Here is a 9829-nt window from a genome sequence, read left to right as displayed (position 1 = left end):
ATATTGTTGAGATGCAAAGGGATATCTCAGTTTACGGAGCATCAGGTAGTGCCCCCGTTTTTAAAAAAATCATGGTAAATTTTGGAAGTATTGAAAGTCGATTAGCTGAAATTACTTTAAAAAATACTGTAGGAAGAACGAAAGCTCACATAAATGGGATGACGCAGCTAGTAAGTCGTTATGGTGATAATTTAAAAGTATTGAAACTTCGCTTTACACAACGAAATAACTTAATTGAAAAAGAGTTACCCCAAATTTATCTGAATGCAGTTTTACTTCTTGACGATTTGAAAACAAAGACGATTAATACAAATGATAAGTTGCTAATTGCCGAATACCTTAATCTTTGGCATGTGCTGCATCATGATGCAATTCAATTTTTAACAAAAAAAGATTATGCCAAAAGAGCTGCCGTTGAAAAAATACTGAATTCGCTATCTAAAAATGGAGCTGATGATACTAAATTTGAAAAAATGCTCAATTTCGTAAGCCATTATCGGGAGGTTTTTTCAAAAAGTGTTCAGGCTAATCGAAACTATTTAAGCTTAGTAAATGTAGTAATGGCTGGAGATGCAATTGAATTTAGTACGCTTGCAAATAGTTTAAGGGAAGATTCGTTAACGCAACTAAAACAAATAAAACGGGATGCTCATAAAACGGTTTCAATGACAGAAAGCATTTTAAATGTACTTGCTTTGATGGTTGTTATTTACATAGTCGCTCTATCAGCATTCTTTCACTTGCAAATTACACGTGCGATTAAACGCTTAACAAATAGCTTTACATATTTCTTAAACGGAGATTTGGAAGCTCCGATTTATGATTTAAAACGAAAAGACGAAATTGGTATTTTAGCCAAGGCCGCTAATAAGTTTAGAGAACTAAGCAAAGACCTTTCTGAAGCGAAGCAAAGCGCGGAGCATACAACAAAAGTTAAATCAGAGTTTCTAGCCAACATGAGCCATGAAATTAGAACACCGATGAATGGCATTTTAGGTATGGCACGCCAGCTAAGCCGCACGACGCTCACACCAGAACAAAGCAAGATGCTACATCTGATACAGTCTTCAGGTGCAAGCTTATTAGTTATTATCAACGACATTCTTGATTTGAGTAAAATTGAGGCTTCTAAAATTGAGCTTGAGTCTGAACCTGTAGATTTAAGCTACCTTTTAGAAGAGCTTAAACATTTATTTCAGGAACAAGCAAACAGTAAGAATATTCAGCTTTATATCTCTACGTCTCCGGAAGTTGAAAAATTGGCTTTTTTGGCAGATGAAACACGATTAAAGCAGATATTAATTAATCTACTGGGTAATGCTGTAAAGTTCACTGAGCGAGGCAGTGTTTCTTTAACAGTTAACATACAAGAGATTGGACTTGATGAAGTAAAGCTGACATTTAATGTCTCAGACACAGGGATCGGGATTGCAAGTGAGCACTTGAGTACACTTTTTGAAGCATTTTCTCAGGCAGATACGTCTATTACAAGACGTTTTGGTGGTACAGGGTTGGGCCTCACTATATCAAATAAATTATTAGATTTGATGGAAGCACCTCTACAAGTCGAAAGTGCACTAGGAGAAGGATCTCATTTTTATTTTTCTCTGTTAGCAAAGCGCACACTATCTTCAATGGACTTAGATCATAAAGATGCTTCATTAACTACACCTAAAGAAGATATAGATTTATCGAATATTAATGCGCTTGTTGTTGAAGATAATGACATTAATCAGATAGTGATTGAAGCGATGCTCAATGAATTTAATATTACCTCTATAAATATGGCAAACAATGGTCAGGAAGCTGTTGAACAATGTGAACTAGGTGTATTTGATATTATCTTTATGGATATGCAAATGCCAGTATTAGATGGTCCGCAAGCCACTATAAAAATTAGAGAGTTTTCTGCTTTCAAACATACACCAATTATTGCTTTAACTGCTAATGTATTAAGTGCAGATAAGCAGCGCTGTTTTGATGCCGGAATGGATGATTATATCGCAAAGCCACTCGAGTATGACGCTTTGAGGTCTATCTTGCTAAAGTGGTGTAGAACAAATATTAAGCGGACATAGTATGGATATTTATAATAAAGGTGGTGCAAGTTTAGTTGGTTCGAAGGTATATTTAACAATTGTTTCCTTTGTGTTTTGCATTTTTGGCTTATTCGCAGTTTATTTTTTTGAAGGGCACGTTAAAAATGATGTTTTAGGGTCAATTGACCAAGAGTTTACTGAGACTCAAGAGCGCTTAAAAGAAATAGTAACTAGTTCAATTGCTGAGTCAAAATCAGATCTCCGCTTTTTATACTCAACCCCCCCTATATCGGGATTACCAAGAGCTGAATTTAATGATGGAATTGATCCATACGATGGTACTACATACAACCAGTGGAAAGAGCGTCTAGAAACTATATTTATTGGTTTTATGGAGAATAATCTAGCTGTTGAGCAACTTCGTGTTATTGCTATTACAGCCGAGGGTAAAGAGTTAATACGTGTGCAACGGGTAGGCGCATCTGTAGAGGCTGTGCCTGACTACTCATTGCAGGCTAAAAGTGGTGAGCCATATTTTTTACCAAGCTCTCAACTTGAAACGAATCAAATTTACATGTCACCACTCACTTTAAATAAAGAATTTGGTGAAGTGGTTTTTCCCTACCAGCCAATGCTACGTTTTTCTATTCCCATCTTTAGTGATAAAGGAAAGCGGTATGCATTTTTAATTATGAATGTAAATGCTAATGCACTCATTGATAATCTTAAACGAACCGTTTTTAACTACTCTGATTTAATTATTAGTAGCTCTGAAGGTGACTTTGTCTACCATCCTATTGAAGAATATCAATTTTCAAGAGACTTAAACCCTGAAATAACGTGGGATAAAGTTTATAGTCAGAAAGTTCAATATCAGGGACTCTATACGATAACTTCAAAACTTAACCCTGACCTGCAGTTTTATGTACATTCTACAAAAGTGAAGACAAAGCCTAGAAATAAGTATGGTTACATCAACTTTAATCTTTTAGTGCCTGAAAAGTACGTAGAAACGTTAATTAATGAGAAGCGAGAAATTACTTATAGCTTCTTAGCTGCAATAGGTGTTTTCACATTTATATTACTTATAATGTTTTATCGAAATGCAACAAGAAGTCAGTTCTTAGCAGAAGCTCGCAGAGAAGCCTCTGCAATAGTTGATGGGTCAATCGATGCAATCGTTGGGTTAAATTTAGAAGGTGAGTTAACAAGTGTAAATAATACGGCGGAGCGTTTGTTGTCAATTTCTAAAGTGACAGCATTAGGGAAGCCAGCAAAAGACATTGAGTTTCTTTCAAAATTACCCATCCACACCTACGTAACTGATATTCAAAGCTCTAAATCACAAATTAAAGATGAATTATCTGAACAATTTGACGAAACAACGCTTCATTACGCTATATCTGTTAGCCCCGTTTTTTCTGAACACAATACCTTAATAGGGCTTGCTTTAATTATTAGAGATATAACAAAAGAAAAAGATGCAGAGATAAAAGTAAAACGATTAAATACAGAACTAGAAGCAAAAGTTCGAAAGCGTACTCAAGCGCTTGCAGAGGCCAAAGATAATGCTATTAAGCATAGCGATATAAAAAGTGCTTTCATATCGAATATAAGCCATGAGCTCCGTACTCCGCTTAATGGAGTAATTGGTACTTTAAATATTTTAAAACGAGAAGAGTTGTCTGGTAAATCACGAAACCTTGTTGAAATGATGGAGCTAAGTGCGTCAAATTTAAATCTATTAATTAATGACATACTTGATTTATCAAAGATCGAAGCAGGTAAATTGGATCTAAATCTTAAAACAATCAATCTACAACTGCTAATTGAAAGGCTAGTTGAATCGAGTGCTATTCGAGCCTTTGATAAAGGGTTAAATGTATATTTAGATACCAGTGACTTAAACTGTGAGAATGTTAAAACAGATCCGCTCAGACTCACTCAAATTTTAAATAACTTAATCAGTAATGCGATAAAATTTACTGACAAAGGCTATATCAAAGTCATTGTTAGTTCTGAGCGCATATCAGAAGATACACATAATTTAAAAGTGAACGTCCAAGATACGGGAATAGGGATCGCGCCTAGTACACAAGGACAATTATTTGATGCATTTCAGCAGGCAAGTACTGCAATATCAGAAAAGTTTGGGGGGACCGGACTTGGCTTGTCTATTTGTAAACAATTATGCCAATTAATGGATGGAGACATCTCTGTCAGTTCAACTTTAAATCAGGGCAGTGTTTTCACCTTCAATATTAAAGTTCGCTGCAATGGAGAAAACTCTCAGGTTACTGAAAAATGCTACGAGAATAAAGCCATTTTGGTGGCGAGCAGTAATCCAAATATTTGGGAGGTTTTAGATAAGACAATCAGTTTGCTAGGCGGTATTGTCAGCACATGCTCTATGGCAGAGCTTGGCGCACATAAAAGCAAAGTTTTTGACTACGTGTTCTTAGACTATGAAGATGATACAACGAATAACATAGGTTCTATTATTGAAGTTTTAAGCGAAAATAACCAAAGCGCTCAGTTTATAACACTTCATCAGCCAGGAAACCCACTTCCTAAAGGTATTGCGTCAAAAGTTTCTCAAATTACAAAGCCTGTAACCCAAACAGAGCTGGTGCAAGTAGCTGGCTACGAAGTGCCAAAAAGTGAGCCATTATATCTACTTTCTGAAACCAGCGGCTTTGAACTTTCAGATGATGTCATTGAGCAATTAAAAGGTTGTACGGTATTGATTGTCGACGATAACGAAATCAACATTGAAGTTGCTAAAGGCGCATTAGATGAGCTGCCTATAAATATTTTAACAGCAAGTAATGGACGAGATGCAATTGAACTTTTAAATCACTTCAACACAAGTGAGAAGCAAATAAACTGCATACTGATGGACTGCCAAATGCCAATTTTAGATGGTTATCAAGTATGTGAAAAAATACGCACAGGAAAAGCAGGAGAGTCGTTTATTGATATTCCTATTATTGCAATGACCGCAAGCGCTATGGCTGGTGAAAAGGAAAAATGCTTAGCTGTGGGGATGAGTGATTATGTGAGTAAGCCAATTGAGGCAGTTAAAGTATTAGAAAAGGTCGTCAAATGGTCGTTATCAAGCTACGAGGGGCAATCTAAAGCAATTCCTCTTGCCGGAAATGAACTCAAAGAAGAAAAGCTCTGGGACCGCGAACAAGCCCTTGCACGATTATTAAATAAAGAAGTCTTACTAAACAAAATTTGTGAAGTTTTTGTTGTAAAAGTACCTATTAAGGTGCAGGAACTAATAGAGCAACACAAAAAAGGGAATAGTGAAGAAGTCCGTCAAATAGCGCATGCGTTAAAAGGGATGTGTGGTGAAATAAGCGCTAACAAATTAAGAGAGTTATTCTCTGATATTGAGGTGATAGCTGAGAAAGGTAATTTGGATATAGGCGCTCAACTAGTCACGATCGAACAAATGATACCTAGGTTAGTAGAGGATATCGCAAGGCAGCTGGGTAAATTATGAACAAGGATGAATTGCTGCTATACAGGTGAGTTTACAAACTCACCTGTACATGAATTTTCTATTGTAAACTTTCATTAAGTATGTTTGAAATTGCCTCATCTAACTTATCTTGAATATCCTTCGGAACTCGACCAAATTCATAAGAAAAGTTTCTTCCTTTCACTTTTTTGCGAGCAAACTGATCTTTATTGTCAAACTTGAATAATGTCGTCACAACTGGTTTATCTGTAGCTGGCTTGAAGGACTTAGACTCATCAGCTATTAGTTTGCTGAGTTTGTCTTTAAGGTCTTCTTTGATAAAGCCACCGCTAACTTTTAGCTCATTAACTTTACTTTTTAGCTCTTCAGTGAAATCACTTAGTTGATCACCTAATAAAGCCTGTGTTGCCAATAGCGCTTTATAGTCACTGTGGTTGAGCAATGAAATATCTGGAAAAACAGAAATTAAATCACTATCGATTGTTGCTGCTTGTAGTGCTTTACTTACCTTTGATTGACTTAAGCCATGACGTTCCGCTAACTCAGCCTGGTTCAACTTTTTGCCATGTTCAGCTAAGTACGCCTCTTTGTCTCGCTCTAGGCGTAATCCAATTTCACGTAAGCTGTGCTCTTTAACTGACTGTAGTGATGTAGCGAGAGCCTTTGCATCGCTTAGACTGATTTCGTCATCAGTAACTAGCATTGAGAAAGTTTCTATAGCACCGTTTTTCTCAAGTACATAGGCGCGACGGCGTGAACCATCAAGAACGTCAATCTTGTTATCTGACAGACGTCGACCAATTGCTGGGTAGAACTGTTGATTATCTAATGTTGATAAGTCTTGAAGCGACTCTTCTGTTAATAGTGATTGCTCGCGCCCGTTGATTTCAAAAGTGACGACTGTATTTGATTTAAGCTGCTCATATGACAACGTAACCGGTGTGAATGTGGCTTCTTGGCCTGACTTTAATGTCCAGACTTTACTTTGACCTACGCTGACTACTCCCAGATGCTTAGAGAGCACTTCATCAAGTGGTGTTTCACTCTTTTCAGCTTCAATTCTCAAGCGCTTGGCCAAACTCTCAAGTTGGTTCTTATTGCTATCTGCAATAGCTTCTTCTGAGCCTGCTGTGTTGCCGAGTGGAGAGACTATACCTCTTTTTTTAGCCATTTTTATTGCTCCTTCTCTTGTTCGCGCCACACTTTTTGAATATCGCGGTGTAGTTGGCTGGTAACTTCATATCCATTTTGTTGTGCATTCTGGAAAGTCATCTTGGTTTTAGGGTATTCACTTTTAGACATATCAAATACGGTTGATAGTAATGATGAAGCTTGTCTCACAGCTTCACTATTGTTGAACTCTGTTGAGTAAAGGTAAGTTGAAAAACTATCATAAAGGTTGTTCTGTAAATCAGTAGTGGTTGAACTCTCTTTATGATTTGTAAGCAGTATTTTCATAAAGTCATAACCCGGGTGTTTTGCATTTTTTAGTAGCGTCCATACTTGCGGGATATAACTAAAATATGAGCACGTAGCATCAATATCATTTTCAGTAACAGATAATGGGAAAATAACACTCGTACCAGCGTAGTAAGCGTTGTATGTCGCGTAGCCTAATGATGGAGGCGTATCTATGATAATGATATCGAATTCATCTTTAACTTGTTCAATGATGTCGTGCAGTATTGAGTAAGGAGAGCTTAGTTGCTGGTTGAATACTGCTTCATGAAACCAGCCCTCAATTGCTCGATCTGATTGTGAAGCTGGTAAAATACGCAAGTTAGGAATAGTGGTCGGCAAGAACGCTTCACTGATAGCTTCTTTTAGCGTTTCGTTTTCATCAAGCTCATAGTTCCCCATGATTAAGTCACCAACAGATAAGCAGCCTTCTTGTGCTGATTCAGGGGCATAATACATTGATAAAGTGCCTTGGCCATCCATATCAATTAAGCCAACACGATAGTTTTGATGAAACTCAGTTGCCAAACCAGATGCAGCTGTCGCTGCAGTAACAGTCTTACCTACACCGCCTTTTTGATTTTGAACAACTATAACTTGTAGGTCTTGGCTTTCACTGCGAACAAATGGTAATTGTTTTTTAAGTTCATCAGGAAGTGAATCTCGTACTTTGTAGACCTCTTCGATATCCAATAACCACTGACTCTCTTCATGTCTTCTTGGGTTAATTTTTAGAGCTTTGCAGTACTTATCTAATGTTCTTGCATCAATATCTAAGTACGCCACTGCTTCAGCTTTAGTAAACACTCTAAGCTCTTTGCGGTGGTTATTTAGAAGGCGTCTATTACGGCGTTGAATGTACAGTTCTGAACCTTCTTTTAGCTCGTCAAACGAGATATCGGTAGCTTCTACTTTAGAGATAGTCATTGTGAACCTTACTGAATGTGTTTTTTTATAGTCTATGCTTTAATTTTTAGATGGTAAAGTAAAAATTAAAGCATGAGCTAATTTTTAATGCTTAAAATAATATCTCAAATTCTTCTTAAAAAAGCCTGTTTTTCTTATAAATTTTGATTTTTTTCACGCTGTTAAGCGCGATTTACTGGATAGCATAGGATGGTCGTCAGTTATTAATTATCTGGTGTTTTCTATGGATAGTCAGCAATACTCAATGGCCGAGCGATGGCTTAATTTATTTGAGCTGTGTTTGGGTTTGATGTTTTTTAGTGCAGGAGCTTTCTATGCTTATCTGTTTTGTATGACAGGCAAAACTGATTTCATACTGCTATTTGTGACGTTCATAGGCTTTGTAGCTGGTATAACAATGATAGGGAGAGCCATCGTTTGTATGTCTGCTTGGCACTCACATCACAATCAAAGGAGTTGTAATCGAATGTTTACTTTAAAACGAATTGGGCATGATGACGTCAAATTAAGTGATGTTAAGACGCTTGAAGATACAGTTAAAAAACTAGTTTCGTCATATGCGTCTATCCGTATTACTAAGAAGAGTGGGTTGAATAATGTTATTTTCGTTACCGTTGAAAATGGGGTTGTAAAGGATACGTATACGGGAGAATTGATAGACTTTGAAGCATTGGGCAATTAACACCATGAAAGTGTTTATATACTGGCTAATTCAAAACCCTGACATCTTAGCTATGATTTTATTAGCTTTCCTCTTACTCACCGCGATTATATTCATAATTTTATGCTTTAACTTTAGCCTGGCTTTAGGGCTGCTTTATTTAGTGTGTGAATACGCGGCTATACGCTTCCTACTAATGCCTTTCATTAGTGAAGCGCTGCGCCCATAGCTAGCGCATTAATAGAATATCTTGGTACGCTCCATGAGCACGCTAATAGCATTAGACTCCCTGTTTTTAACTTTAGGTGATAGTAAATCTTTGAATTGCGCTGTTTCAAATACATGGAGATGGTTATCACCTTGTATTGATTTACAGTTAGGGCAAGTGTTTGCCCAGTATTTATCGCCGTATTGCTTGGAAAATCTTAGCTCAATTGTATAAGGGCGCGGAAATGGTGGTGCATCTTCGCAAAATGGCGTCCCTAACCACCAAAATACGGGGATTACTTCTGAACATCTATAGCAAGTTTCAATGTCGGCTATGAACGGCTTATCTGGGGATTTGCGAGCAGTTGTGTACAGCTCTCTAGGAATTGAGTACTTATCTGCAACAGCAATTATTTTAGAGCCTTTCTTGCTGGTATTGCTGCATGATTGGCAAAGCCTTGGTGATAACTTTGAGTTTAGAGGTCGCCAATTGTATGGATCTTTAAGAACGTCAGAGGCTTTTAGTTTGATCCAGCTTCTTAATGCCGAACCATTTGAAATGCTTTATGGTCTCCAGTCTTGCTCTTGTTCAGATACAATTTCGATGCCCAAATAGATTGACTGTCCTTTATAGCTAAATTGCCCAATCACATCACATACTGAGTCATGGTAGTAATAATCAGTTTGAATCCCTTCAAATGTACAATATTTTATATCTCTTTGTATTTCTTTGAGGCATTGATAGCAATTTTGATGGATCTGTATTGTTGTCTCAGCTTTTTTGTTTTCTAAGATGACATCTTTAATTAGTTTTTTGGCTTTCTTATAGCTATCACTTAGGCTGATGCAGTTATTAGTTTCTGGGTGGATGAGCATCTTATTTTGCATAGAAGATTAATCACATTTAAGCGCTTCACCACAATATGGACAAGTATAGGTTCCGCCCACTTGAATCGATTGAGCTGCAATTAAATGGCCTGAGTTATTAATACCAAAGGGGACCGGTATTTTGTGCATGTTTGTACCTTAATTTAAGGAATTATTTAT

General features: G+C 37.0%; 7 protein-coding genes. 3 read left to right on the top strand and 4 right to left on the bottom strand.

The features are described 5' to 3' along the window. Both L1D51_RS10205 and L1D51_RS10200 read left to right on the top strand, forming a co-directional pair. Positions 1 to 2078 (top strand): ATP-binding protein (locus tag L1D51_RS10205; RefSeq protein WP_239963602.1); only part of this gene is annotated, 2078 nt, incomplete at its 5' end. A gap of 1 nt (position 2079) precedes the next feature. Continuing rightward, positions 2080 to 5550, top strand: a complete 3471-nt coding sequence (locus L1D51_RS10200) for a PAS domain-containing hybrid sensor histidine kinase/response regulator (protein ID WP_239963601.1) — start codon at positions 2080 to 2082, stop codon at positions 5548 to 5550. Between the two features lie 58 nt (positions 5551 to 5608). Here L1D51_RS10200 and L1D51_RS10195 read toward each other — a convergent pair whose 3' ends face one another. Together L1D51_RS10195 and L1D51_RS10190 are read right to left on the bottom strand one after the other, a co-directional pair. Further along, positions 5609 to 6700 carry a ParB family protein gene (locus L1D51_RS10195; RefSeq protein ID WP_036973959.1) on the bottom strand — a complete coding sequence of 364 codons (1092 nt, stop codon included), beginning with the start codon at positions 6698 to 6700 and terminating at the stop codon, positions 5609 to 5611. A 2-nt stretch (positions 6701 to 6702) separates the two neighbouring features. Next, complete coding sequence (locus L1D51_RS10190) at positions 6703 to 7914, bottom strand: ParA family protein (protein ID WP_036973958.1); 1212 nt, start codon at positions 7912 to 7914, stop codon at positions 6703 to 6705. Positions 7915 to 8137: 223 nt separating this feature from the next. Here L1D51_RS10190 and L1D51_RS10185 point away from each other — a divergent pair, with 223 nt between their 5' ends. Next, positions 8138 to 8596 carry a hypothetical protein gene (locus L1D51_RS10185; RefSeq protein WP_239963600.1) on the top strand — a complete coding sequence of 153 codons (459 nt, stop codon included), beginning with the start codon at positions 8138 to 8140 and terminating at the stop codon, positions 8594 to 8596. A 750-nt stretch (positions 8597 to 9346) separates the two neighbouring features. Here L1D51_RS10185 and L1D51_RS10180 read toward each other — a convergent pair. Further along, on the bottom strand, positions 9347 to 9670 hold the full coding sequence (locus tag L1D51_RS10180; RefSeq protein WP_239963599.1) for a hypothetical protein: 324 nt from the start codon (positions 9668 to 9670) through the stop codon (positions 9347 to 9349). A 6-nt stretch (positions 9671 to 9676) separates the two neighbouring features. Next, complete coding sequence (locus tag L1D51_RS21740) at positions 9677 to 9799, bottom strand: hypothetical protein (RefSeq protein ID WP_275669152.1); 123 nt, start codon at positions 9797 to 9799, stop codon at positions 9677 to 9679. Positions 9800 to 9829: the final 30 nt, after the last annotated feature.

Origin of the sequence: Pseudoalteromonas shioyasakiensis, assembly GCF_022398475.1 — a bacterium.
In the GTDB taxonomy this organism is placed as follows: domain Bacteria; phylum Pseudomonadota; class Gammaproteobacteria; order Enterobacterales; family Alteromonadaceae; genus Pseudoalteromonas.
This window is presented reverse-complemented; position numbering and strand designations above follow the sequence as displayed.

Excerpts from the sequence above, each read along its gene's own strand:
- L1D51_RS10200 (WP_239963601.1), top strand. The coding sequence starts at position 2,080 with ATGGATATTTATAATAAAGGTGGTGCAAGTTTAGTTGGTTCGAAGGTA.
- L1D51_RS10195 (WP_036973959.1), bottom strand. The coding sequence starts at position 6,700 with ATGGCTAAAAAAAGAGGTATAGTCTCTCCACTCGGCAACACAGCAGGC.
- L1D51_RS10190 (WP_036973958.1), bottom strand. The coding sequence starts at position 7,914 with ATGACTATCTCTAAAGTAGAAGCTACCGATATCTCGTTTGACGAGCTA.
- L1D51_RS10185 (WP_239963600.1), top strand. The coding sequence starts at position 8,138 with ATGGATAGTCAGCAATACTCAATGGCCGAGCGATGGCTTAATTTATTT.
- L1D51_RS10180 (WP_239963599.1), bottom strand. The coding sequence starts at position 9,670 with ATGCAAAATAAGATGCTCATCCACCCAGAAACTAATAACTGCATCAGC.
- L1D51_RS21740 (WP_275669152.1), bottom strand. The coding sequence starts at position 9,799 with ATGCACAAAATACCGGTCCCCTTTGGTATTAATAACTCAGGCCATTTA.